Here is a 24816-nt window from a genome sequence, read left to right as displayed (position 1 = left end):
ACGGACCTGACTCTACCGGGGGCCTCACACCGCGACGGCCCGCTCGTCTCCCGCATGCTCGCGAGCACTCCACTCGCGAAGCAGCCGGTCCACGAGCGTATCCACCTGCCGCTCCGCCGTGGCCACCGATTCCTTCAGCCGCTCATCCGCGAACTCGTCGTACTCGATGGCCACGGACTCCACATCGGTGATGCCGATGTAGCCGAAGGCGGTGCGGATGCTCGGCTCGACGTGGTTCATGTGCTCCAGCCGCCCTCCCCTGCCGTAACCGAAGTCTCCGCGAGACGACAGGATGACCAGCTTCTTGCCCGCCTCCGCGAGCAGCGGCCAGTAGGGCTTGCCCGGCCGCGAGCGGTCGAACCCGAACGTGCGCCCCACGCGGACGATGTTGTCGATGTACGCCTTGAACTGCGCGGGCACGTTGAAGTTGTACATGGGCACGCCCACGACGATGAGGTCCGCGGCGAGCAACTCATCCACCAGCGCATCGCTCTGCGCGAGCACCTCGCGCATCCACGGCTCGCGCGCGCCAGGCTTCGTGAAGGCGGCCTGAATCCACTCGCCCGTCACTGGCGCGGGAGGCGCCTGCCCGACGTCGCGGTACACCACTTCATCCCCGGGCCGTGCCGCCCTCCAGCGAGTGACGAAGCGGGCCGACAGGCGGCGCGTGTGCGAGCCATGACGCTGTTGCTCCGAGCGGCCCGGCCGGGCGCTCGAATCGATGTGCAGGACGTGAGTCATCGCATCCCTCCAGGATGTCACCGGGCACGGAGCTGAATTCCGCTCATGTGACGAGCAGGCACAGACATCTCCGCGACGGGCCTCTACCCCGCGCCCCGGTGAGTGAATGGATACGAACCCGCCCACGCGGTGACAAACTCCGAATCCTCACCTGATGGCTGAACCCAGTTCATGTATGGAGGGCCCATGAGAGACCTCCCGCCCCTCACCGCGCTGCGAGCCTTCGAGGCCGCCGCGCGCCATCTCAGCTTCAAGCGCGCCGCGGACGAGCTCGCGGTGACGCCCACGGCCATCAGCCATCAAATCCGGCAGCTCGAGGAATGGGTCGGCACCCGCCTCTTCGAGCGTCGCGTGCGCCGCGTGGTCCTCACGTCCGCGGGCCAATCGCTCTACCCCGCGATGCGCGAAGGCTTCGACGCCCTCGCCCGAGGCATCGAAGCCCTGAAGCACGCCCCCGAGCGGAACGCCGTGACGCTCTCCTCCACCGTGGCCTTCACCGCGAGGTGGCTGTTGCCGCGAGTCGCGTCCTTCCGCGCCGCTTGTCCCGGATTGGACCTGCGCCTCCACGCATCGGACGAGCCCGTGGACCTGCGCGCCGGAGCCGCGGACCTCGCCATCCGTTACGGGCGCGGTGACTACCCGGGCTTGCGCTCGGAGCTGCTGCTGAAGGACTCCTTCGCCCCCGTGTGCAGCCCGAGGCTCGGAGTCCGCGAGCCCGCCGACCTCTCCCGGCACCCGCTGCTGCGCTTCGAGTGGCGCCGCGTCGACGACGACACGCCCACGTGGCCCCGCTGGTTCGCCCGCGCGGGCCGGCCCTACCGCAAGGCGGGCGGCGAGCTGGTCTTCTCCGACGAGTCCCACGCGCTCCAGGCCGCCATCGCCGGCCACGGCATCGCCCTCGCGAGCCGCGTCCTCGCCGCGGAGGAGCTGGCCAGCGGCGCCCTGGTACAACCCTTCGGCCCCGTGCTGGACGGCTTCGCCTACCACGTGGTCCACGCGGAGGGCGGCCGAGACGCGGAGCGCATCGCCTCCGTGCGCCGCTGGCTCCTCGCCGAGGCGAAGTCCTTCACCTCCACGCCTTCCCGGCGAGCCCCGCGCCGCAAACGTCCGGCGCCGAAATCTTCCAGTAAATCTGCACCGTTGAAGTGACAGTGCCGCCACCGGGGGAGTGTCAGACCGCTCCCTAGAATGCCCGCCCTCACCCGGTAATTCTCGGAGGCGTTGTGACGGAAGGCACCATCCCCCAGGCGCGGTACTCCATGCTCTCGGCCCTGCCCTCGGGCTGGGTGGGGGAGATTCTGGACGAGGAGTTGGTGGCCTCGCCGCGCCCCACCGCCGCGCAGACGCGCGCGGCCTTCATGCTGGGCGTGGAGCTGGGAGAGCAGCTCGACAGGCGCCGGGGCGGCAGCGGCCGCTGGTGCTTCCTGCGCGCCCCCGAGCTGCACCTCGGCCAGGACATGCTCGTCCCCGACGTGGCCGGTTGGCGCCGCGAGCGCGTGGCCTCCCCGCCCGACCCGGACGTGCCCTTCCTCACCGTGGCGCCCGACTGGGTGTGCGAGGTGCTCGCGCCCACCACCGCCGCGCTGGACCGCACGCGCAAGCTGCCGCTCTACGCTCGCGCGGGTGTCTCGCACGTCTGGCTGGTGGACCCCGCCGCGCGCACGCTGGAGGTGTACCAGCGCGTGAAGCGTGGCTGGCTCCTCACCGGCTGCTACGAGTCGGACTCGGTGGTGCGCGCCGAGCCCTTCCCTTCGTCCTCGCTGGAGCTCGCGTCGCTGTGGCTCCCGGAGGGTGCGGACACGCCCGCGCTGCTCGCGGCCGTGCCCTGAGCGTCGCGCCGGTCAGCTGGCGCGCTTGAGAAACGTGCCGTTGGTGGGCTTCGCCAGCCGGCGCACCGCGCGCAGCAGCAGATCCGGATCCACCGGCGCCGCGAGGAAGCCCCTCGCGCCCACCGCCTGGGCCCGGGGCAAGTCCAGCTCCGGCACCTTGCCGGCCACCAGCACCTGGGCCAGCACCTTGCGGCCCAGCGCCTCCATGGAGGGCAGCGGCGCCACCACCACCTGCGTCTCGTTCGCCGCCAGCAATTCCTCGGTGCTGGCCACCTGGGCCTTCAGCCCCGCCGTCTCCAGCACCCGCACCAGCCCCTTCGATGCCTCCGCGCCCCAGCCGTACACCAGCACCTGCGCCACCTGCTCCGGCCGGGCCGGCGTCAGCACCGGAATCTTCGCCGGCGCGGGCGTGGGCCGCGCGGCCTTCGGCGCCACCGGCGCGGGCGTGGGCTTCACGGGCTCGGGCACCGGCGCGGCGACCAGGTCCTCCAGCGAGGAGAGCATGGGCAGCCCGTCGGCGCCGGGAGGGGCATCCATGTTCGTCAGGTCCGCCATGGTGCCGCCCAGCAGCATGGGCATGCTCTCGTCCGCCTCGGGCAGGGAGAACCCATCCATGCCGGGACGGCGCGGGGCGGCCTCGCCCGTCTCACCGCGGTACATGCGGCCGATGGTGCGGTGGATGGCCGCGTCCGTGGCCAGCTTCGCCACCACGCGCGACTTGCCGGACACGCTCTTCACCGCGTCCAGCGACGCCAGGCTCGCCGGCGCGGCAATGGCCACCACCAGCGTCGAGTCCCGGCCGCCCTTGCCCTCCAGCCGCAGCGGCACCACGCGGTGCGCCTCGGCCACCTTCTCCGGAATCAGGTACGCGAGGTTGGCGTCCGGCGGCTGCGCGTCCAGCTCCACCGTCTCCATGCCCACCTGCGCCGCCAGCGCTTCCAACACCTGCTGCGCCGTGCAGAAGCGTTGATCCACCACCACCTGCCCCAGCGGCACACCCCACTTGCGCTGATACGCCAGCGCCGAATGGAGCTGCAGCGCATCAATCACGCCCCGCTCCAGCAGGATGTCACCCAGTCGCTTCTTCATGGCGTTGTTCCTCGGCCCCCACCTTGGCGGCTCCTCGACATCAGGAACGGCTTTGGTCCGGGAAATTGATGCACTCTGTACGCTTCCGGCGGGCTTTCGGCTTCCTCGCGGGCGCCAGAAGGTTCCGCGTCCACGCCAGGATGCAAAGCCGGGGCCGCCCTTGCGCGAGGGTGCGCCCTGAGTGGAGGATGTCGTCCAGTCGATGAGGTGCCTGTCCTCAAGTGCGCGTCGTGCGTCCATCCGTACCCCATCCAACACGCCGACAGGCAGCGTGTCGGTGCGTTACCTAGGTTTTCCCCCATGGGCGTGATGACCCTCGAGGCGTTGGTGGGACTCCTTCGGGAGGAGGCGGGCGCGCAGCCGGGCCTGCTGCGCGTGGGCGAGCGGCTCGCGGGGGTGGTGGTGGAGCCGTCGAGTCTCCAGCCGTACCTGCACTTCAGCCGGGGCCGGTACACGCGGAATCTCGTCTACCGGGATTCGCGGCTGGAGGTGCTGCTCAACTGCTGGGAGGAGGGCGCCGTCTCGCCCATCCATGACCATGACGGGCAGGAGTGCTGGTTCAGCATCCAGTCCGGCAGCTTCATCCTGGAGAACTACCCGCTGGTGTCCGGCGGGCTGGGCGCGGGGCCGGCGACGCTGGGGCCTCCGGTGGTGGTGGGGCCGGTGGGCGCGGGGCACGTGGACTTCCGCAGTTCCTCGGCGCCCATCCACCGCGTCATCACCGCGCAGGGCCCGGCCGTCTCGCTGCACGTGTACGCGGGGCCGGTGGAGCGCTGCCTCGTGTTCGACTCGAAGCGCCAGCGGTGCGCCGTGCAGCAGCTCCGCTACGACTCCGTCTTCGGCCGGCTGCTGAGCCGCCCGGAACCCGCGTCCTCGCGGATCCGCGTCTGACCGCATCGCCGGGGCTGGCTGGAGACCGCCCGCCGGGCGTCCGGTGGAGACGCTCCTGCGTCCTGAGATGACGCGAGTGCCCCACCCTGCCGGCCCGCCCGGGCGCACCGTCGCACCCGGGCGAGCGGACCTTCACTCCCAGCTCGCCCGGGGCATGGGGGCGTAGAGGGAGGCGCGCTGGTGCTCGAACAGGCCCATCCGCGCGCCGAACGAGTACGCCGCGTCCACCGTCTTCATCAGCGCGCCGAACGGCGACACCGCGCTCACCGAGGCCGCGTCGTCCTCGCTGTTGTCCCCTGTCTGCCCGAGCAGCTCGGACAGCACCTCGGAGGTGTGCTTCTTGCGCGGGTACACCTCCACATTCACGGGGGCGTCGGAGGGCAGCTTCGCCAGCTCCTTCGCCAGCGCGAGCGCCTTCGAGTACCCGCCGAGCGCGTCCACCAGCCCGTTCTCCAGCGCGTCCTCACCCGTCCACACGCGGCCCCTGGCCAGGCCCTGCAGCTTCTCCAGCGGCATCTTCCGCCCGGCCGCCGCGCGCGTGGTGAAGTCCTTGTAGATGAAGTCCAGCTCCGCCTCCGCGCGAGCGGCCTGCTCCGGCGTGAAGTCCGCGTCCGAGCTGTTCATCGTCGCGTTGCGGCCCGCGGCAATCGTCTCGAAGTTGACCCCCAGCTTCTCCCAGAAGGCCTGCGTCACGAACTTGCCCGCGTACACGCCGATGCTGCCGGTGAGCGTGCCCGGCTGCGCGACGATGCGGTCCGCGTCCATGGCCACGAAGTAGCCGCCGCTCGCGGCGTAGGTGCCCATGGTGACGATGACGGGCTTGCCCGCCTCCCGAGCGCGCTGCACCTCGCGGCGCACGGTGTCGCTGGCCACGTAGCTGCCGCCGGGGCTGTTGACGCGGAAGATGATGGCCTTCACGCGCGAGTCTTCCGCCGCCTTGCGCAGCGCCGCCGCCACGCTGTCACCGCCCATGACCTGCTCGCCGCCCAGCGGGCTGGACTGGCTCTTCCCTCGCGACACCCCGCCCACGCCGTACACGAGGGCGATGGTTTCTCCGGACGTGTGCGGCCGGCCGGCGCGCTCCAGGTACTTGTTCACGTAGAGCAACTCCGCGCCGGGGCCCGCGTCCTTCTTCACCGCGGCCATGACCTCGTCGCGGTAGCGCAGCCCGTCCACCAGCTTCGCGTCCACCGCCTCCTGGCCGAACAGCGGCGCCCGGTCGATGAGGCCGCGCACCTCGTCCTCCTTCAGCTTCCGGGCCTCGGCGATGCCACGCACCACCTGGCCGAAGAGGCTCTGCGTGAAGCGCTCGGTGGCCTCGCGGTGGGGCGCGTTGTAGCCCTGCTCCGTGTACGTGTTGACGGCGTTCTTGTACTCGGCGCGCTTGTGGTAGCGCGGCGTCACGCCCAGCTTCGCGAAGGCGTCGCGCGCGAAGGGCGTCTCGAAGGACAGGCCGGTGATGTTCAAGTCGCCCGACGGCTGGATGTAGACCTCGTCGAAGGCGGACGCGACGTAGTAGCCGATGGTGGTGTTGCTCTCCTCGCCGAAGGTGTCCGCGTAGGCGATGGCCTTCTTGCCCTTGGCGCGGAAGGCCTTCACCGCGTCGCGAATCTCCTGCGCCGCGGCGGCGCTGCCCGGGTTGCCCACGCGCGCCACCAGCGACTTCACGCGCGGGTCGTCTCCGGCCTTCTCCAGTGCGTCCACCACGTCGTGCACGGTGGTGGGGTCCTCGCCGAAGGCGCCGCTGAGCGAGTCGCCCAGCACGTATTCTGGCAGCGGGTCCTCCAGGTCCAGCTCCAGCACGAGGTTGGACGGGACGGTGGGAGCGCTCGCCGACGCGAGCACCAGCAGGCCGATGAGGCCCACCACGAAGAGGATGGACATCGCGCCGATGAAGGCCAGCGAGCCGATGAGAAATCGTTTCATCCGAAGGGACTCCTGGTACGCGCGCCACGGGGCACGGCCCTGCGCACGCGGTGCTTACTACTAACGCGCGGTGAGGACGATGCTTGCGTCCTCGCACGTGGGGCCGTTGACAGGTGTGTCCTGCTTTCGGGCTCCAGGCGCCTCTTTTAGTAAGGAGGGACGGGCGCGAGCGGCTCCTGCCTCGCCCGGCGGAAGGGCGGGCTTCAGCGGGCGGCTCAGCCCCGGGGCGCGGAGACGTCACCCTGCCCCGAGGTGGCGCGAGGCTCCAGGTCGACGACGACAGGGGGGCGGACGCCGAAGGGCATCAGGCGGCAGTTGGCCACGTTGAGGAAGCGGGTGGACAGGCCGGGCAGCGAGTACTCGCCATGGGCCTCATGGATGTGGCCGAAGACGTGGAGGCGGGGTTGGACTTCGCGCACGCGGGCGAGCAGGTCCTCGCAGCCCGCGTTGACGCGGCTCCACGTCCGGTCTCCGAGGCCATGGGGAGGCCCATGGGTGATGAGGATGTCGAGGCCCTCGGGGATGTGCTTCCAGTGGGCCGCGATGTCCGGGCCCCTGTCCCGGTTGAAGGCCCATCTGCCGAACCGGGGCGTGATGGGCGAGCCCCAGATGCGCAGCCCCGCGACGAGGGCCTCTTCGTCCAGGAGGTAGCGAGCACCGGCCTGCTGGATGAGCGAGCGGGCCAGGTCGGGAGCCTCCTCGCAGAGGAAGTCGTGGTTGCCGGCGACGAGGACCTTCTCGCGGGCCTCGCAGAGGGAGAACCAGCGGAGGAACTCCTCCACCTCCTGCCGGCGTCCCCGGCCGGTGAAGTCACCCGCGTGGATGAGGACGTCGCACGGAGGCACCGTGAGGGATTCATGGTGCATGTGCGTGTCGGAGAGGAGCACCAGCCGCATCCAGAGTTCCTTCTCTTCGGCCGTGGACCTCGAGGCCGTGGCGTCACGTTAATCGCCGCAGGGGGAAAGCACACGGGAGGACGGGGCGGGCCGTCCTCCTGTGCTCACGCGGGGACTCAGGCCTGTTCGAGCAGGCCCACGCGGCGCTCCAATGCGCCGAGCCTGTCCCGGTCGTGGGTCTGATGCTCCGCGAGGTCGTTCAGCATGCGGCCCATCTTCTCGATGTACCCCTCATGGGTGAGCTTGGTGGAGCGGAGGGATTGCGTGGTGCCGGTGAGTACTTTTCCGAGCACTTCAGCGGTGTTGCCGAGGGATGTCACCCGCTGGTCCGTCATGGTCGTGCCCTGGCGCAGCACGTTGACATCCTTGCTGAGCGCATCCACTCGATGGTCCGTTTCACCGAAGGCTTCGCTCAACCAATCCACGCGCTGGCGGGTTGTCTTGCCTGCCTCGCTCAATGAATCGACCCGCTCGTGGGCCCTCTGGACGGCCTCGCTCAGCGAGTCCACGCGCTGGTTGGTTGTTCTGACGGCTTCGCTCAGCGAATCCATGCGCTGGTCGGCAATCTTTGCGGCCTCGCTCAGCGAGTCCACACGCTGCCCCAGCACGCCGACCGTTTCACTGACCGCGTCCACTCGCTGGTTGGTCATCTTCGCGGCCTCGCTCAGCGAGTCCACGCGCTGCCCCAGCACGCCGACCGTTTCGCTGACCGCGTCCACACGCTGGTTGGTCATCTTCGCGGCTTCGCTCAGCGAGTCCACGCGCTGCCCCAGCACGCCGACCGTTTCGCTGACCGCGTCCACACGCTGGTTGGTCATCTTCGCGGCCTCGCTCAGCGAGTCCACACGCTGCCCCAGCACGCCGACTGTTTCACTGACCGCGTCCACTCGCTGGTTGGTCATCTTCGCGGCCTCGCTCAGCGAGTCCACGCGCTGCCCCAGCACGCCGACCGTTTCGCTGACCGCGTCCACACGCTGGTTGGTCGTCTTGATGGCCTCGCTCAGCGAATCGGCGCGCTCGCTGGTCACCCTTGCCGCTTCGCTCAGCGCATCGACGCGCTCGCGGGTCTCCCTTGTCGCTTCGCTCAGCGAATCGACTCGCTCTTGCTCCTCCTTGAGGGCCTCGCTCAGCAAGTCCACTCGCTGGTGCGCGACGCCAACACTCTCCCTGAGCTCGTCGACGCCTTGCTGCACCTTGTTGATGTTCTGCAGATCCGTCTTCACGGACTGACTCAGCTCGCCCACACCTTGCCGGACGTCGGCCAGGGCTCCCGCCAACTCGTCGAGCTTCGCGTCCATCGCCGCATTGGCGGCCAGCACCTCCTGATGCGCCTCATGCAGCTCCTGCAGACCCTGCCGGATGAGCAGGTCTCCACCCGTCGCCATCGCCATCTGTCTCTCCTCCCTCCGAAGTCCATTCTCCGGTTGGACGTCACGCACCCTACCAATCACATCTGACACGGTGGATGAGCCACGGAAGACCCGTAAGGTCCTACGCCAAGACGCACGAGCCCCATGACGCCGGCCCACGGGACCGCCGTCCACGGACTCTCAGGTCACCACCGATTCGCGGAGCACCCGCCGGGTGCAACACCCATGGTACGTCGGCCCCACCCGGAGTCAACCTCATGGGGCGTCAATCCCGTTCAGAACCTGTAGGGTCACACGGCCATCCCCGCGCTCCCGGCTGTCACCCCACGGACGCCCGGCCGGCGGGACTGGCGCCGTTCGGGATGGCGGGCGGGCCCTGTCGGGTTAGAAGCCGGTGCACTTCCAGATGACTCGCGAGGACCGCATGAAGCGTCGTACCCCGCTCTCCCTGCTGGCCGCCGCACTCCTGGCCGCCACCCTGGGATGCGCCCAGGCCCAGATTCCTGCTCCCACCGCGATGCCCGCGGCCACCCTGCCCGCGAAGAGCGAGGCGGCGGCTCCGGCGCCCGCTCCCGTGACGAGCGTGGAGGGCATCACCGAGTACCGCCTGCCCAATGGCCTGCGCGTGCTCCTCTTCCCGGACCCCACCAAGCCCAACGTCACCGTCAACATCACGTACTTCGTCGGCTCCAAGCACGAGGGCTACGGCGAGACGGGCATGGCCCACCTGCTCGAACACCTGATGTTCAAGGGCACGCCCACCACCCAGAACGTCCCCCAGGCCCTCACCGAGCGCGGCGCCCGTCCCAACGGCACCACCTGGATGGACCGCACCAACTACTACGAGACGCTCCCCGCCTCGGACGACAACCTGCGCTGGGCCCTCGGCTTCGAGGCCGACCGCATGGTCAACAGCTTCATCGCCCGCAAGGACCTCGACAGCGAGATGACCGTCGTCCGCAACGAGTTCGAGTCCGGCGAGAACGACCCGCGCGGCATCCTCTTCGAGCGCGTCATGTCCGCCTCGTACATCTGGCACAGCTACGGCAAGGCCACCATCGGCGCGCGCTCGGACCTGGAGAACGTGCCCATCGACCGGCTCCAGGACTTCTACCGGAAGTACTACCGCCCGGATAACGCGCTCCTCGTCGTCGCCGGCCGCTTCGAGGAAGGCAAGGCCCTGTCCATGATTCAGGACACCTTCGGCAAGGTGAAGAAGCCCGAGCAGCCCGTGCCCGCCACGTACACCGCCGAGCCCGTCCAGGACGGCGAGCGCGAAGTCACCCTGCGCCGCGTGGGCGACACGTCCATCCTCACCAGCCTCTACCACGTGCCCGAGGGCGCCCACCCGGACTTCGCCGCCATCGACGTGCTCACGCTCATCATGGGCAACAACCCGTCCGGCCGGCTCTACAAGGCGCTCGTCGAGACGAAGAAGGCCGCGCGCACCGGTGCCTCCAACCTCCAACTCCGGGACCCGGGCATCCTCACCTTCTCCGTGGAGCTGCGCGAGGGCCAGCCCGTGGCCGCCGCGCGCGAGCTGTTCCTCAAGACGGTGGAGGAGTCCTCGAAGACGCCCTTCACCGAGGAGGAGGTCAACCGCGCGAAGACGCAGCTCATGAAGTCCATCGAGCTCACGCTCAACAACTCCGAGCGCGCCGCCATCCAGCTCTCCGAGTGGGCCGCCACCGGCGACTGGCGCCTGTTCTTCCTGCACAGAGACCGCATCGAGGCGGTGAAGCCCGAGGACGTCACTCGCGCGGCGGCCACGTACCTCAAGCCGTCCAACCGCACGTTGGGAACCTTCGTCCCCACGCCGAAGCCGGACCGCGCGGAGATGCCGCCGCCGGTGGACATCGCGAAGATGATGGAGGGCTACAAGGGCCGCGAGGCGGTGGCGCAGGGCGAGGTCTTCGACCCCTCCCCCGCCAACGTCGAGGCGCGCGTGCAGCGCGGCGAGCTGCCCGGCGGCATGAAGTACGCGCTGCTCCCCAAGAAGACGCGCGGGGAGATGGTGAACGTCGCCATCAACCTGCGCTGGGGCACGGGGGATGCGCTGAGCGGGAAGACGAACGCGGCGCAGTACGCGGGCCGCATGCTGATGCGCGGCACCACGAAGCACGGGCGGCAGCAGCTCCAGGATGCGCTCGACAAGCTCAAGGCGCGCGTCGGCGTGGAGGGCGGCGTCTCCGGCGCCACCGTGTCCATCGAGTGCCCGCGCGCCAGCCTCCCCAAGGCGCTCGAGCTGATGGCCGAGGTGCTCCGCGAGCCCGCCTTCGACGCCAACGAGTTCGCCCTCCTGAAGCAGGAGCGGCTGGCCGCGTTCGAGTCGCAGCGCAGCGAGCCGGAGACGCAGGGCAGCATCGCCTTCTGGCGCGCCATGTCCGCGCAGTACCCGAAGGGCCACCCCTACTACGTGCCCACGTTCGACGAGCGCCTCGCGGGCATCAAGGACACGAAGCTGGAGGACGTGCGCGCCTTCCACAAGGCCTTCTACGGCGCGTCCAATGGCGAGCTGGCCGTGGTGGGCGACTTCGAGTCGAAGGACGTGGTGGCGCTCGCCGGGGACTTGTTCGGCGACTGGAAGAGCCCGGCGCCGTTCAAGCGCGTGCCGCAGGTCTTCGTCGACGGCGGGGCGAAGGTCGTGGCACTGGAGACGCCGGACAAGGCGAACGCGTACTACCTGGCCGGGCAGTCGCTGAAGCTGCGCAAGGACGACGCGGACTGGCCGGCGCTGATGCTCGGCAACTTCGTGCTGGGCGGCGGCTTCCTCAACTCGCGGCTGGCCACGCGCATCCGCCAGCAGGACGGCCTGTCCTACGGCGTGGGCAGCAGCCTCGACGCGGGCGACATCGACGCGGTGGGCAACTTCATCACGTACGCCATCTACGCGCCGGAGAACGCGACGCGGCTGGAGGCGGCCATGCGCGAGGAGGTGACGCGCGCGCTGCAGAAGGGCTTCACCGCGGAGGAGCTGGAGAAGGCTCGCGCGGGTCTGCTGGAGTACCGGCAGGCGGCCCGCTCGCAGGATGGGGGCCTGGCCCGGCAGCTCGCCGGGTACCTGTACCTGGGTCGCACGCTGACCTTCGATGCGTCCATTGAAGAGAAGCTCGCGAAGCTCCAGCCCGAGGACGTGCGCAAGGCGATGGAGCGCCACCTGGACTGGGCGAAGGTGATGCAGGTGAAGGCGGGTGACTTCGCCAACGCGGAGAAGAAGGCCAAGGCTTCCGTGAAGGCGCCGGCCGCGCCGTGACGCGACTCGTACCCGTGTGAAGAATCCCCGAGCCCCGTGGTGCCCGAGTGGCGCCACGGGGCTCTGTCGTTCGCCACGCCTGCCTGTCTGGCCCAACTGCAACACAGTGTCATCGGCAGGACGGAACCCCGGTGTGCGGGTGCGACTCCGGAGCGGGCCTGCCGCGCCGCGCCGCGATGGCTACCTTCCCGCACGGACGGGAGGGTGGATGGGGAGCGGGGGCGGACACTTCGCGCGCATGCTGCCGTTGCTGCTCACGCTGTGTGTGGCGGCCGTGGCGTGCGCGCCTCCGAGCGGCTGGAGCGTCCCCCTGCCGGAGTGTGATGACACGGACAGTGCCTCCTTCGTGAACGGCTTCGAGTCGCGCGCCGGCGGCGCACCCGACCCCTTCACGTACCTCGAGGAGGACGGCCTGCCGGTGTTCCACATCTTCATGTCGGCCTCGCTGCCGGACGACGACGGCTACCGTCCGGCGCGATTCGTCTACCGCGGACGCTGCTACGTCGCGGAGACGCGCTACCGCGGGGACACCTCGCTGAGCTTTCCCAAGCGCAGCCTCACGGTGGACCTCGACGGAGCGCAGACCTTCGACGAGCCCGCGTACGCCGGTGGCTTCAGGGGCCGCCGCAAGCTCGTGCTCACCAGCCCCTTCAATGACAATTCATACATGCGCTCCCGGCTCGCCTTCGAGGTGTGGAACCGCATGTCGCCGGACCACCTCCCGGTGCAGGCCTACAGCGCCGTCGTCTACGCGAATGGCGAGTACCAGGGCCTCTACACGGTGATGGACCACATCGACCGCGACTACCTCTCCAAGCATGGCCTGAACTCGAGCGGGGACCTCTTCAAGGCCGTGGACGGCGACGCGAACTTCTCGCGGCTGGACTCCTTCGGGCTGCAGAAGGTGAAGCTGCGCCAGGGCTACGAGAAGAAGTCCGGCAAGCCCGAGGACGGTGACGAGGCGTACCGCACCATCGACGCGCTCACCGCCTTCGTGGCGGACGCGACACCGGAGCAGTTCCTCGCCGAGCGCGGCGAGTGGATGGACTCGCACGACTACGAGGACTGGTGGATTCTGTCCACGCTCGCGTACACGAAGGACTCGGTGGCGAAGAACGCGTACCACTTCCGGGCGCGGGGTTCGGAGGCCCGCTTTCGCTTCATCCCATGGGATTTGGACGCGAGCTTCGGGCAGGACTGGAACACGATGCGCCTGCAGCCGGAGGACCTGTACCCCTTCACGCAGGAGAACCTCGTGTTCTCCCGGATGCTCGAGGCCCCGGCCATCGCCGGCCCGCTGCGCGAGCGCTACCGAGACCTGCTCCAGGGACCGCTGAGCCGGGACGTGGTGCTCGGGCTCATCGACGGGTACGCGCGCGAGCTGGGCCCCGCGGCGCTCAAGGACGAGGCGCGCTGGGGCGCGGAGTACAAGACCTTCCCTCGCTGGAGCGGGCGCACCGACATGAACGACTTCGCGGGCGAGGTGGCGTACCTGCGCGCCTGGGTGGACACGCGCTGGCGCGTCCTGGAGGAGTCACTCCGCTGAACCGTGGCGCGCGCATGATGCGGCGCGGGCCGCGGCCCCCCGTTATCAGGACGCGCACCTATGATTGACCTCTACACGTGGACGACGCCCAACGGCTACAAGGTATCGATAGCGTTGGAGGAGCTGGGCCTGCCCTACACCGTGCACGCGGTGGACATCGGCAAGGGTGTGCAGAAGCAGCCGGACTTCCTGCGCATCAACCCGAACGGGCGCATCCCCGCCATCGTCGACCGGGACGCTGGGGACTTCGCCGTCTTCGAGTCCGGCGCCATCCTCCTGTACCTCGCGGAGAAGACGGGCAAGCTGATGCCCACGGACGTGAAGGGCCGCTCGCGCGTCATCCAGTGGCTGATGTTCCAGATGGCCGGCGTGGGCCCCATGCAGGGACAGGCCAACGTCTTCTTCCGCTACTTCCCGGAGAAGCTTCAGCCCGCCATCGACCGCTACCAGAACGAGACGCGGCGGCTGTACACGGTGCTCGATACGCGGCTGAAGGAGAGCGAGTACCTCGCGGGCGACTACAGCATCGCGGACATCGCCACCTTCCCGTGGGTGCGCGTGCATGACTGGGCGGGTGTCTCGGTGGATGGGTTGCCACACCTGCAACGGTGGCTGAAGGCGATTGCGGAGCGCCCCGCCGTGCAGCGCGGCCTCGAGGTGCCCTTCTCGCTGAAGGAAGACAAGCGCACCGCCGAGGAGCGCGCGAAGTCCGTGCAGTCGATTCTGCAGCGGTAGCGCAGCCGTAGACCTGCATTGACCGGTATGTGTCGGACCGGGGCAGACGGAGCGTTTCGCCGCCGCCCCGCGTCTAGGATTCACGGGGCATGTCCCGCCCTGCCCTGCCCTCTCCTCGTTTTTCGTGCGCTGTGGCACCCGGCGCGGTGGGCCCGGGCCAGGTGCGGCTGTGGCTGCGCTCGGATGTTCCAGGGCCGCATCGGCTGGAAGTCTGGCCGCTTGACGGTGACGGGACTCGGCGCTCCGTGGTGTGGCACTTCGCACCGAGTGCGGACTCGGATGGCACGGGCACCCTGCTCTACCCGCATGACTTCCCCGGTGAGCCGCCGCTCTCGCCCCTGCGGCGCCATGGCTTCCGCATCACTCGCGAATCCGACAACGTCCTCATCGGTGAAGGCCGCTTCGAGACGCTGCCCGCGCGTTCGGAGGACACTCCCGCCGCCTTCACCTTCGGCCTGCTGAGCTGCCACCAGCCCTTCACGCCTTCGGGTGAGGTGCATCCCCTCTCCTCGGCCATGCTTGAGGCCACCCGCCGCGCGCTGGAGTCGCACGATGCGCGCTTCCTGCTGTTCGGGGGTGACCAGGTCTACGTGGACGAGCCCGAGCCTGTGTCCCTGTTCTCTCCCGAGTACTTCCGCGACGTGGCTCCCCCGGGGCGGACCCGGCTGCTGGATTGCTCGACCGAGGAGGTGCGGCGGCTGTACCAGCTCCGTTACCGGCAGTTCTGGGACCTCCCTGGCTGGCGCTCGCTGCAAGCGGACTACGCCTCGTGGCCCATGCTCGATGACCACGAGCTGGTGAACAACTGGGGCGCTGAGCCCGAGCACTCCAACGCCGAGTGGCAGCGGCTCCACCACGGTGCCCGCTCGGCGTACCACGATTATCAGAGCGCTCGTGTGCTCGGGCCTTGCGCCGGTACGCCTCCTGACGCGTTCGACTTCAGCTTCGACTACGGCAACACCGGCTTCTACGCCATGGACCTGCGCAGCCAGCGCAGGGGCGGCGAGCATCCTCGCGTGTACTCGCCCTCGCAGCTCGCGCGCTTGTCCTCGTGGCTGGACTCGCACCGCGACAGCCGCGCGGTGTTCCTCATGCTCAGCGTGCCCGTGGTGTACGTGCCGTCATGGGCGTCCGCGGCCATCTCCCTTTTGCGCAGTCATCGCGCCGACGCTCGGGACCGATGGACGCATCCGTGGAACCTTCCGGACCGGGACAGGCTGCTCGCGCTGCTGCTCGCGCACCAGCGACGGTGTCCCTCGCAGCGCATCGTGCTGCTCAGTGGCGACGTGCACCTGGGTTGCGCGTTCGCCATCGACTGGCTCGGTGACGACAACCCGGGACAGCTGTACCAGTTCACCTCCAGCGCGGTGACGCACGTGACGCACGGCTTCTCCGCGTGGGCGGCAGGACACCTGCCTCGCGCGGAGCTGCTGCTCAAGCTGGAGGACGGCCCCGCGGCCCGACTGGTGCGGATGTCTGGCGTCGGCGGTGCGGACCACAACCCCTACAACGCCCTCAACGTGGGGCTCGTCGAGGTGCGTGACAGGGGCTCGCACTCCACCGTGCGCTTCAAGCTCGTGGGCCAGGACGCGCGTCAGCCGGACCAGCCCGTCACCGTGTTCGACTCGGGCGAGCTGTGACGCCCGTCACTTCATCTTCGCGAGGGCCTTGTCGAGCTCGGCGTTGAACTTCTCGGGCTCGTCCATCATCAGCCAGTGGCTCACGCCGGTGAAGACCGTGTGCGGAATCCACGGGTACAGCAGGTGATAGGCATGGGGCTGGATGAAGGCATCCACGACGAGCGTGTCGACGGGCCCCTTGTAGTGCTCGAAGACGCGGTCCGAGTTGTACGTGAGGATGCTCTCCATCGCGCCCATCACGACTTCGCGCGGCGTTGCGTGCAGCCAGCGCATCACCAGCTCGTGCGTGCGCGGCTTCGCGTTCTTCAGGATGGGCGCGAACCACGCGTCCATGAAGTCGCGGTACTTCTCCGAGCGCATGCCGTCGCGGAACCAGGCGAGCTGCTCCGGAGGCAGCGGAGGCATCGTGCCCGCCGTGTCCACGAAGACGAGCCCCGCGAGGCGCTCGGGCCAGCGGATGGCGTACTCCCCCGCCACCGTGCCGCCATAGCTGTGCCCCACGAGGACGAAGCGCTTCAGGCCCAGTGCGTCCGCGACTGCATTCACGTCCGCGGCCATGTCCACCGCGCCGTAGCGGCCCTTCGGGTCGAGGTCGGACTCGCCCATGCCGCGCAGGTCGAAGGACACGGAGCGCTGTTTCAGGTGCGCCTGCTGCGCGGACCATTGCTCGCGGCTGCCGGCGTTGCTGTTGACGAAGAGGACGGGCGTCCCTCCCTCACCGGAGTCGGTGACGGCGAGCCGGCCCGCGGGGCCTTGAACGATGCGGGTGGTGGATGCCATGGCCGCACCATGCCAGATGCAACCGGGATGTGCTTCCAACCCTTGCCCCGTGCGAGATTCAGGACATGAGTGAGCCTGCGATTCTCGCCGTGGGAACCCGGGAGCGCTGGCGCGGCGTCGAGGTCTCCGACGATGGCGTGCCCGAGGTCCTGGGCGTCTTCCTGCTGCGCCTGCTGCGACGGTACGGCGGGCTGAAGGGCGTGGCGGAGAAGTTCGTCGCCGCGCCCTGGGGGTGGCGCAACCTGCCCATGCGCCATGCGCGTGACGACGGCTGGGCGCCCTGGTTCACTCCGGACGACGAGTACAGCCGGGTGCAGTTCCTCACCTGGTTCGTCCTCGACATCGAGGCCGGCCGGCTCGAGGTGTACGACGTGAACGCGGGCGAGTGGCTGGAGCCCGCTCAGGTCGCTCCGGATGGACGGCTCCTCAACCGGCCCGCCTGGGTGCCGGAGGCGCCGCGCTGGCTGCCCACGCGGCCTTTCCGGAGCCACGAGTCCGCCGCTCGCATCCTCGAGGAGCTTCGTCGCAAGGACCTGTCCGTCGAGCGGGCCCGAGCCATCGTCGCGGGATGGCTGAAGGGCCTGGTGCCCCAGGCTGCGAAGGGGGACTGGCAGTTGTGGTGCGCGAAGGACGCCACCTGCTGGTCCGCGTGTCGGCTGGACGGGCAGCTGCTCTGGATTCCGGACCGCATCGACGATTTCTTCTTCGAGGTGGCGCTCTCGACGGAGGACTGTGGCGTCGGGCTCGGCTCCCCGACGCCCGAGCAGTGGCTGCCGGCCGTGGAGCAGGCGGGAGTCTCGAAGTCGAAGGCGCGCAAGACGCTGGAGGCCCTCTTCTCCGCCGCCGCGGCACCCTGGGCGGAGTACCCGGTCCAGGTCGGCGTCGAGGCCGTGTACCACCAGGAGCCCTCGGGCGCGCTCGACGCCTTGAAGGCGAAGCTCTTCAAGCCGAAGGCGGAGCTGCTCCATAAGCCATGGATTGTGGAGGTGCTCCCCGCCTCCTCTCATGAGGAGTGGACGCGCCGGCTCGACAGTGGAGATGCACCGACTATCGTGATTCAGGATGATGAGGGCTTCATGCACCCCGGGCGCGAGTTCGAGCCGCCCCACGAGTGGCTCTTCCGCCTCGTCCAGGCATTGAGCGTCCCCGTTGGCGCGGGCAGCGATGCCGTGCCCGAGCGCAGGCGCGCCCGCTTCTGGCCCTACGAGGAGCCGTGACGCGAGGCACGCTCACGCCGTGCGCTGCTGGGCGCCCTGCGCGGGCTGCACCTGGCTCCCCTCCCCTGCTTCCTTCGAGCGCGCCCGGTGCCCGAAGACGCCCGCGAGCCACGCCAGCGCGGCCGCTCCGGCCACCACGCCGCCCATGGGCAACGCGGTGCCGTCGTTGAGCGCGCTCACCGCCCACGACGCGGTGGCCGCCGCGGTGAACTGCAACGCGCCGAGCAGCGCCGACGCGAGCCCCGCGTGCGCGGCATGCCGCTCCAGCGCAATCGCCGCGGAGTTCGGCCCCACCAACCCCAGCGTCGACACGAACAGGAACAGCGCGCCGGCCAGTCCCCACAGTCCGAGGAACCCCGTCCAGCACACCACCAGCACGCCCACCGCCGTCAGCACGTGCAGCGTCACCGCCAACCGCAGCAGCCGGTGCAGCGGGATGTGCTTCACCAGCTTGCGGTTGAGCTGCGCCAGGGACACCAGCCCCACCGCATTGGCGCCGAAGAACCAGCCGAAGTCCTGCGCCCTCACGCCGTGCAGCGAGATGAACACGAACGGCGAGCCCGCGATGTACGCGAACATCGCCGCGTACGCGAAGCCACCCGCGAGCGCCGGGCCCACGAAGTCCGCGTCCCCGAGCAGCTCGCCCAGCCGTGAGCGCATCGTCCGTGGCGCCCCCGTGCGCGGCGGCGCCGTCTCGCGCAGCACCTTCACCACCGCCAGCAGCGCCAGCGCGCCCACGGCGGCCAGCACCAGGAAGATGGCGCGCCAGCCCGTGTGCTCGAGCACGAACCCACCCAGCAGCGGCGCGAGCACCGGCGCCACGCCCACCACCAACATCAGCCGGGACATCGTCCGCGCGGCCTCGGCGCCGGACCACAAGTCACGGACCACCGCTCGCGGCGTCACGAGCGCCACCGCGCCCCCGAGCGCCTGCACGAAGCGCAACCCCACCAACGCCGGCGCGTTGGGCGCGAGCGCACAGCCGAACGAGCCCAGCACATAGAGCACCAGCCCGAGCTGGAGCGGACGCTTGCGGCCGAAGTGGTCGATGAGCGGACCGGTGATGAGCTGACCGAGCGCCAGGCCGGCGAAGCACGACGCCAGCGTGAGCTGGATGAGCGACGCGCTCGAATGAAGGTCCTCCGCGATGCGGGGCAGCGCGGGCAGGTACATGTCGATGGACAGCGGGGCGAAGGCCGTCAGCGTCCCGAGCAGCAGCTCCAGTCCGAGCGTGCCGCGCGGGGCGGAGCGAAGTGGAACGTCCATTCCACGCAAATAGCGGCGGCCTACCCCTGAGGGAAGGTCCGAACACGCATACACCGGTTGCGGAAATGGAACAGCCCGGCTGTCCGACTACCCCGCTGGGTACCGGCCCCGCGCCAGCCGGCATGTCAGACCCCTCGGCTATTCATATCCCCGTCGCGCACACGGAGGTGTCGGACCCATTTGAGGCCCGAGCTCGCGTCCACCGTTGCGCCCTCACCGCACGGACAGGTCCACCTTCCGTGTCGCGCGACACCAGACTCTCGCCGCGCGGGCCGGGGAAGCCTCGCGTGGAGACGGCGCACGTGCCTTCCGGTGCAGGGGGAAACCGGAGCGTGTGCCAGCGCGGGCGGACCTTCGGGGCCGCACTGACGGCAGGTGTGTCGCCCACCAGGGGAGGGCGACGCCGCACCCGGACCGTCCCGCGAACATTTCAAGACGCCGCCCAGGCCGGGGGGACGCAGCCAGCAGGACTGGCTCGGCCTTCCGGAGGACGGCCGGTGCGCGCGAGGCAGGCAGAGCCTCAACCCCTCCCACTGCCTGCCTCGTGCGCTCCCGTAAACCTTCTCGTCCCCGAATGCAGAGCCGCCGTGGGCCCGCTGGCCTGCCTGGCCGGCTCCGTGTTCCATGGGCCACGTCATTGGCCTGGTGAGAATCGCAACAGCTGGCTCAATCGCCGGGCCAACGCCTGCCTAGTCTGAGCTCCATCGTGACCGCGACACCTGGCCACGCCACGGAGCTTCCGAATGATTGACCTGTACTTCAGCCCCACGCCGAATGGCCTGAAGATTCGTCTGTTCCTGGAGGAGACCGGCCTCCCGTACCGAGTGGTCCCGGTCCGCCTCTCGGCCGGGGAGCAGTTCGCTCCGGCGTTCCTCGCCATCTCTCCGAACAACAAGATTCCGGCCATCGTCGACCACGCGCCGCTGCATGGGGACGCGCCGCTGCCGGTGTTCGAGTCCGGCGCCATCCTGCACTACCTCGCCGAGAAGTCCGGTCAGCTCCTGCCCGCGGACGGCCGCGCCCGCCTCGAAGCCACGCAGTGGTTGTTCTGGCAGGTCGCCGGACTGGGACCGATGGCAGGGCAGGCGGGCTACTTCCGCGTCTACGCGTCCGAGCCCCAGCCCTCGGCCATCGAGCGCTATACGCGGGAGGTATCACGCCTGTACGGCGTGCTCGACCGCCGGCTCGAGGGCCGGGACTACATCGCGGGTGGGGCGTACTCCATCGCGGACATCGCCTGTTACCCCTGGGTCGTCCCGCACGCGGCGCACGGACAGACGCTCTCGGCCTTTCCCAACGTGGAACGCTGGTTCGAGCGCATCCAGCAGCGGCCCGCCACCCAGCGCGTCTACGACTCCGTCGAGGACGTGTACTCGAAGAAGGTGGACCTGTCCGCCGAGGCCCGTCAGGTGCTGTTCCAGCAGGGAACTGCTCCGGCGACGCGTTGATGTTCCCCATCCATCCGAGCCCCCATCATGCCTCTCTACCTGTGTGAGACCTGTGGCACGCAGTACGCGGAGACGCCCACGCCTCCCGAGCACTGTCCCGTATGCGAGGACGAGCGCCAGTACGTGGGCTGGAACGGCCAGCGTTGGACGACGCACGAGGCCCTCGCGAGGAAGTACACCCTGCGCATCGAGGAGGACGCGGGCCTGCTGGGCCTCAGCCTCCCGTCGGACTTCGCCATTCCCCAGCGGGCGCTGCACCTGCCGACGGACGCGGGCCGCCTGCTCTGGGAGTGCATCAGCCTCGTCACCGATGAAGCAGTCGCCGCGCTGAAGGCGCGCGGGGGCGTGGACCAGATGGTCATCTCGCATCCGCACTTCTACACGTCGATGGTGGAGTGGAGCGAGGCGCTGGGCGGAGTGCCCGTCCTGCTGCACGAGGCCGACAGGGAATGGGTGCGCAGACCGTCGGCGAACATCCGGTTCTGGAGTGGGGATGTGCTCCGGCTCTCGGAGGACGTCACGCTCATCCGCTGCGGTGGCCACTTCCCGGGCAGCACCGCGCTGCACTGGAAGCGGGGGCCTCGCGCCGGCGGGGCGCTGTTCCCCGGTGACGCGTTGCAGGTCGTGTCCGACCGGCGCCACGTCACCTTCATGTACAGCTATCCCAACTGCATCCCCATGAAGCCGAGCGACGTGCGGAGCATGCGCGAGCGGCTGCGGCCCTACGACTTCGAGGACGTGTTCGGCTACACGTGGGGGCGCAACATCCTCGGGGGCGGGCGCGCGGCCGTGGTCGCCTCGTTCGAGCGCTACCTGCGGGCCGTGGCTGGCTGAATGGAGCCGCGGCCCATGGGCGCGAGCCAGGTCGCGGTCCGCATCAGCGAGGAAGGGCAGGGGAGGGGAGGGGGCTCGTTCCGCCGCAAGCTCACCGCCAATGGCGGGCCTTCGCCTGCCCGTCATCCCACCAGGAGCGGACCTCTCCAGCATCGAACGTCCCCGGCGCGAGGCCTTTGCTTGCCAAGCCCGCGCGCCGGAGACATACCCAGGCGCGGAAAGGTCGCGGCGCGCGGAGCCAGGGTGCCCGGGTGCCAACATGGACGCCGGGGCGCTGTCAGGCACCGGTGCTCTTAGGCGACCCTCGTGAGCGATGGGACTCCGATACGACGTCATCGTGGTGGGCCTGGGCCATGCGGGCTGCGAGGCGGCGCTCGCCTGCGCTCGGATGGGACTGGCCACGCTGGGCCTCACCCTCAAGAAGGACCGCGCGGCGGTGATGAGCTGCAACCCCGCCGTCGGTGGCACCGCCAAGGGCCACCTCGTGCGCGAATTGGACGCGCTCGGCGGAGAGATGGGGCGCGCGGCGGATGCGGCCGGCACGCACTTCAAGACGCTCAACGCCTCCAAGGGCCCGGCCGTGCAGGCCACGCGCGTGCTGTGCGACCGCGACGCGTACTCCGCCGGGATGCGCGCCGTCCTCTTCTCGCAGCCGAACCTCACGGTGCTCGAAGGTGAAGTGTCCACCGTCGTCGCCGAGGGTGGCCGAGTGTCGGGCGTGGTGCTGGGCGACGGCACGCAGGTGCGGGCCTCCGCGGTGCTGCTCACCACCGGCACCTTCCTCCAGGCGCTGATGCACGTGGGCGAGAAGAAGGAGGTCGGCGGGCGCCTCGGTGACGACGCGGCTCGCGGCCTGTCCGACTCGCTGCGCGCGCTCGGCTTCTCGCTGGGCCGCTTCAAGACGGGGACTCCTGCGCGGCTCGCTCGCGAGAGCATCGACTGGGACGCGGTGGAGCCGCAGCCCGGAGACTTCCCGCCGCGCCCGTTCTCCTGGCGCACGAAGGTGGAGGTTGCCTCGGGCGCGCCGTTCCCCCGGCATCCCGACGTCGTCTGCGGCATCACCGCGACGACGGTGCAGACGCACCAGGTGCTGCGCGACAACCTGCACCGCTCGCCGCTGTACCAGGGGGAAATCGTCGGCCGCGGCCCGCGCTACTGCCCGTCGCTGGAGGACAAGGTGGTGCGCTTCGCCGCGCGCGAGCGGCACCAGGTCTTCCTCGAGCCGGAAGGCCCCACGTCGCCGCTGGTGTACCCGGCGGGCCTGTCCACCAGCCTGCCCGCGGACGTGCAGCTCACCTTCCTGCGCACCATTCCCGGCCTGGAGAAGGTGGAGGTGGTCCGCTACGGCTACGCGGTCGAGTACGACTACGCGCCGCCCACGCAGCTCAAGTCCACGCTGGAGACGAAGGCGATTTCAGGCCTGTACTTCGCGGGGCAGCTCAACGGCACCTCGGGCTACGAGGAGGCCGCCTTCCAGGGACTGTGGGCCGGTATCAACGCGGCGCTCGCGGTGAAGGGCGAGCCGCCGCTGTTGCTCGGCCGCGACGAGGCGCACGGCGCGGTGCTGGTGGATGACCTGGTGACGAAGGGCGTGGACGAGCCGTTCCGCATGTTCACCAGCCGCTCGGAGCATCGGCTGAAGCTGCGCGAGGGCAACGCGGACCTGCGGCTCGCGCGTCACGGGCACCGCGTGGGTTTGTTGCCCCGCGAGGCGCTGGAGCGCGCGGAGGCTCGTGCCCGCACGGTGGCGGAAGAGGTGGCGCGGCTGAAGCGCACGGGCCTGGCGATGCGGCTGCGGCGTCCCGAGGAGTCGTACGCGAAGCTGGGGGAGGGGAGGGTGGACTGGCCGGCGCTGCCGGAGGACGTGGCCGAGGAGGTGGAGGTGGAGGTGAAGTACGAGGGCTACATCGCCCAGGCGGCGAGGGCGGCGGCGCGCGAGGCGGAGGCGACGGACCGGTGGCGGATTCCGGAGGGCTTCTGCTTCCGGGACGTGCGCGGGTTGAGCTCGGAGGCGGTGGAGAAGCTGACGGCGCACAGGCCCGGGACGGTGGGGCAGGCGAAGCGGATTCCGGGGCTGACGCCGGCCGCGGTGTCGCTGCTGCTGGTGGCGCTGAAGCGGGGCAGCGGGGCGTCCGGGAGCTGTGGACAGCCGGTGGAGTGATCAGGAACCGGGCTGTGGATAACGTGTGGGAAATTCTGGAGACGCTCGTAGCCTGAGTGATTCCAGGGGTTTGTGGACATGTTGGCCGTGGAGGCGTTGTGGATAACGCGCGGTTCGTAGATCTGCTGGCATCCGGGAGCCGGGCGCTGGGCGTGACGGTGCCGGAGGACGTGGGGCCTCGCCTGCAGCGGCTGATGGCCGAGCTGCTGAAGTGGAACGCGAAGGTGAACCTCACGGCGATTACCGCGCCGGAGGAGGTGCTGGAGAAGCACTTCCTGGACTCGCTGGCGGTGCTGCCCGAGGTGACGGGGGCGGCGACGCTGTTGGATTTGGGAGCGGGCGCGGGCTTCCCGGGACTGCCGCTGAAGCTGGCGCTGCCGTCGCTGGGCGTGACGCTGGTGGACGCGGTGGGGAAGAAGGTGGCGTTCATCAAGGCGGCGTCGGCGAGCCTCGGGTTGCAGGGCGTGCGCGGACTGCACGCGCGCGCGGAGGGCAATCCGGACGCGGAGGGGATTCCGCGCGCGGAGCTGCTGATTGCGCGAGCGTTCATGGACCTGCCGGACTGGCTCGCGTTGGCGCCGGCGTACGTGGCGCCGGGCGGGCGCGTGGTGGCGATGCTCGGCAAGGCGCAGACGGATGATGAGCTGAAGGCGCGCGCGGCGGAGCGGCAACTGCGCGTCGTGTCCGCGCGGGCGTACCGGCTCCCGTTCTCCGGAGCGGAGCGCCAGGTCGCGGTGTTCACGAAGGAGTAGGGGAGGGCCCGGGCCTTCGCATGACGGCGGAGGCCCGGGATGCCTGGCTCAGTGCCGACGCTTTCCCTCGGGATGTTCGGTCCACGCCTCGTTCCCCTCGCGGGGCGTGACGAAGAGGATGTGGACCTCGGGCGTGTGCAGCCGCGCGGAGTGCGCGACGCTCCTCGGAATCAGCAGTGCATCTCCGGGGCCCAGCTCATGCGCCTGGTCCGGACCGCTCGACGGACGCAGCGTCATCGTCATGCGACCGGAGACGAGGACGAGCAATTCATCGCCTCCGTCGTGGCGCTCCCAGAAACCCTCCGTACCCTCGACTCCAATCCGGATGACTCCGAGCATCGCCTCGCGCTGCACGGTGTAGTCCGCGAGCATCCGCGCATGCCGAGGGTCGGCAATCGCGGCGAGCTCCGTGGCAATCGTGAAGGACAGTCCCGTCATCGGC

The 24816-nt window shown here is 69.8% G+C and carries 20 protein-coding genes; 12 read left to right on the top strand and 8 right to left on the bottom strand.

The features are described 5' to 3' along the window. Nucleotides 1-24: 24 nt before the first annotated feature. The gene (locus tag ACVTJA_RS52900) at nucleotides 25-741 is read right to left on the bottom strand and encodes an FMN-dependent NADH-azoreductase (protein ID WP_465832623.1); all 717 of its coding nucleotides are present in this window, start codon (nucleotides 739-741) and stop codon (nucleotides 25-27) included. A gap of 186 nt (nucleotides 742-927) precedes the next feature. Here ACVTJA_RS52900 and gcvA point away from each other — a divergent pair, with 186 nt between their 5' ends. Further along, the gene (gcvA, locus tag ACVTJA_RS52895) at nucleotides 928-1890 is read left to right on the top strand and encodes a transcriptional regulator GcvA (protein ID WP_465832621.1); all 963 of its coding nucleotides are present in this window, start codon (nucleotides 928-930) and stop codon (nucleotides 1888-1890) included. Nucleotides 1891-1964: 74 nt separating this feature from the next. Further along, entirely contained in the window at nucleotides 1965-2570 is a 606-nt protein-coding gene (locus tag ACVTJA_RS52890; RefSeq protein ID WP_465832619.1) for a Uma2 family endonuclease, read from the top strand. A 12-nt stretch (nucleotides 2571-2582) separates the two neighbouring features. Here the strand turns inward: ACVTJA_RS52890 and ACVTJA_RS52885 are convergent, their stop codons facing one another. Beyond that, on the bottom strand, nucleotides 2583-3659 hold the full coding sequence (locus ACVTJA_RS52885) for a GspE/PulE/PilB domain-containing protein (RefSeq protein WP_465832617.1): 1077 nt from the start codon (nucleotides 3657-3659) through the stop codon (nucleotides 2583-2585). A 300-nt stretch (nucleotides 3660-3959) separates the two neighbouring features. On the opposite strand from ACVTJA_RS52885, the gene ACVTJA_RS52880 reads away from it, so the two are divergent. After that, nucleotides 3960-4550: a cysteine dioxygenase gene (locus tag ACVTJA_RS52880; RefSeq protein ID WP_465832615.1), complete on the top strand. Its 591-nt coding sequence runs from the start codon at nucleotides 3960-3962 to the stop codon at nucleotides 4548-4550. Between the two features lie 132 nt (nucleotides 4551-4682). On the opposite strand, the gene sppA is transcribed toward ACVTJA_RS52880, so the two are convergent. From sppA to ACVTJA_RS52865, 3 genes are all read right to left on the bottom strand, one after another. Further along, the gene (sppA, locus tag ACVTJA_RS52875; protein WP_465832614.1) at nucleotides 4683-6476 is read right to left on the bottom strand and encodes a signal peptide peptidase SppA; all 1794 of its coding nucleotides are present in this window, start codon (nucleotides 6474-6476) and stop codon (nucleotides 4683-4685) included. Nucleotides 6477-6691: 215 nt separating this feature from the next. After that, the gene (locus ACVTJA_RS52870; RefSeq protein WP_465832613.1) at nucleotides 6692-7372 is read right to left on the bottom strand and encodes a metallophosphatase domain-containing protein; all 681 of its coding nucleotides are present in this window, start codon (nucleotides 7370-7372) and stop codon (nucleotides 6692-6694) included. Nucleotides 7373-7488: 116 nt separating this feature from the next. Then, nucleotides 7489-8763, bottom strand: a complete 1275-nt coding sequence (locus tag ACVTJA_RS52865) for a coiled-coil domain-containing protein (protein WP_465832611.1) — start codon at nucleotides 8761-8763, stop codon at nucleotides 7489-7491. 403 nt (nucleotides 8764-9166) lie between these two features. On the opposite strand from ACVTJA_RS52865, the gene ACVTJA_RS52860 reads away from it, so the two are divergent. The 4 genes from ACVTJA_RS52860 (at nucleotide 9167) to ACVTJA_RS52845 (ending at nucleotide 15916) form a co-directional block, all read left to right on the top strand. Continuing rightward, complete coding sequence (locus ACVTJA_RS52860) at nucleotides 9167-11995, top strand: M16 family metallopeptidase (RefSeq protein WP_465832610.1); 2829 nt, start codon at nucleotides 9167-9169, stop codon at nucleotides 11993-11995. Between the two features lie 208 nt (nucleotides 11996-12203). Next, nucleotides 12204-13541 (top strand): CotH kinase family protein, encoded by a 1338-nt coding sequence (locus tag ACVTJA_RS52855; protein WP_465832609.1) that lies wholly within the window; start codon nucleotides 12204-12206, stop codon nucleotides 13539-13541. Nucleotides 13542-13601: 60 nt separating this feature from the next. After that, the gene (locus ACVTJA_RS52850) at nucleotides 13602-14276 is read left to right on the top strand and encodes a glutathione S-transferase family protein (protein ID WP_465832607.1); all 675 of its coding nucleotides are present in this window, start codon (nucleotides 13602-13604) and stop codon (nucleotides 14274-14276) included. An 89-nt stretch (nucleotides 14277-14365) separates the two neighbouring features. After that, nucleotides 14366-15916: an alkaline phosphatase D family protein gene (locus ACVTJA_RS52845; RefSeq protein WP_465832606.1), complete on the top strand. Its 1551-nt coding sequence runs from the start codon at nucleotides 14366-14368 to the stop codon at nucleotides 15914-15916. Between the two features lie 6 nt (nucleotides 15917-15922). Here ACVTJA_RS52845 and ACVTJA_RS52840 read toward each other — a convergent pair whose 3' ends face one another. Beyond that, a complete protein-coding gene (locus ACVTJA_RS52840; RefSeq protein WP_465832604.1) occupies nucleotides 15923-16696 on the bottom strand; it encodes an alpha/beta fold hydrolase in 774 nt (257 codons plus the stop codon). Nucleotides 16697-16761: 65 nt separating this feature from the next. Between ACVTJA_RS52840 and ACVTJA_RS52835 the strand changes: the two genes are divergently transcribed. Next, the gene (locus tag ACVTJA_RS52835; RefSeq protein WP_465832602.1) at nucleotides 16762-17913 is read left to right on the top strand and encodes a hypothetical protein; all 1152 of its coding nucleotides are present in this window, start codon (nucleotides 16762-16764) and stop codon (nucleotides 17911-17913) included. 12 nt (nucleotides 17914-17925) lie between these two features. Here ACVTJA_RS52835 and ACVTJA_RS52830 read toward each other — a convergent pair whose 3' ends face one another. Beyond that, nucleotides 17926-19179 carry a multidrug effflux MFS transporter gene (locus ACVTJA_RS52830; RefSeq protein ID WP_465832600.1) on the bottom strand — a complete coding sequence of 418 codons (1254 nt, stop codon included), beginning with the start codon at nucleotides 19177-19179 and terminating at the stop codon, nucleotides 17926-17928. A 743-nt stretch (nucleotides 19180-19922) separates the two neighbouring features. On the opposite strand from ACVTJA_RS52830, the gene ACVTJA_RS52825 reads away from it, so the two are divergent. The 4 genes from ACVTJA_RS52825 to rsmG all read left to right on the top strand — a co-directional run bounded on the left by ACVTJA_RS52825 (nucleotide 19923) and on the right by rsmG (nucleotide 24374). Next, nucleotides 19923-20627 carry a glutathione binding-like protein gene (locus ACVTJA_RS52825; RefSeq protein WP_465832598.1) on the top strand — a complete coding sequence of 235 codons (705 nt, stop codon included), beginning with the start codon at nucleotides 19923-19925 and terminating at the stop codon, nucleotides 20625-20627. Nucleotides 20628-20654: 27 nt separating this feature from the next. Continuing rightward, nucleotides 20655-21461 (top strand): hypothetical protein, encoded by an 807-nt coding sequence (locus ACVTJA_RS52820; RefSeq protein WP_465832596.1) that lies wholly within the window; start codon nucleotides 20655-20657, stop codon nucleotides 21459-21461. A gap of 313 nt (nucleotides 21462-21774) precedes the next feature. Continuing rightward, nucleotides 21775-23622 (top strand): tRNA uridine-5-carboxymethylaminomethyl(34) synthesis enzyme MnmG, encoded by a 1848-nt coding sequence (gene mnmG / locus ACVTJA_RS52815; protein WP_465832594.1) that lies wholly within the window; start codon nucleotides 21775-21777, stop codon nucleotides 23620-23622. A gap of 98 nt (nucleotides 23623-23720) precedes the next feature. Further along, nucleotides 23721-24374 carry a 16S rRNA (guanine(527)-N(7))-methyltransferase RsmG gene (gene rsmG / locus ACVTJA_RS52810; RefSeq protein ID WP_465832593.1) on the top strand — a complete coding sequence of 218 codons (654 nt, stop codon included), beginning with the start codon at nucleotides 23721-23723 and terminating at the stop codon, nucleotides 24372-24374. A gap of 48 nt (nucleotides 24375-24422) precedes the next feature. Here the strand turns inward: rsmG and ACVTJA_RS52805 are convergent, their stop codons facing one another. Beyond that, nucleotides 24423-24812, bottom strand: coding sequence for a cupin domain-containing protein (locus ACVTJA_RS52805; RefSeq protein WP_465832591.1), 390 nt, complete (start codon nucleotides 24810-24812; stop codon nucleotides 24423-24425). Nucleotides 24813-24816: the final 4 nt, after the last annotated feature.

The organism is Pyxidicoccus sp. M6, assembly GCF_055568925.1.
Note: the sequence above shows the minus strand (reverse complement) of the source record. Positions and strands in the feature narration are given on the sequence as shown.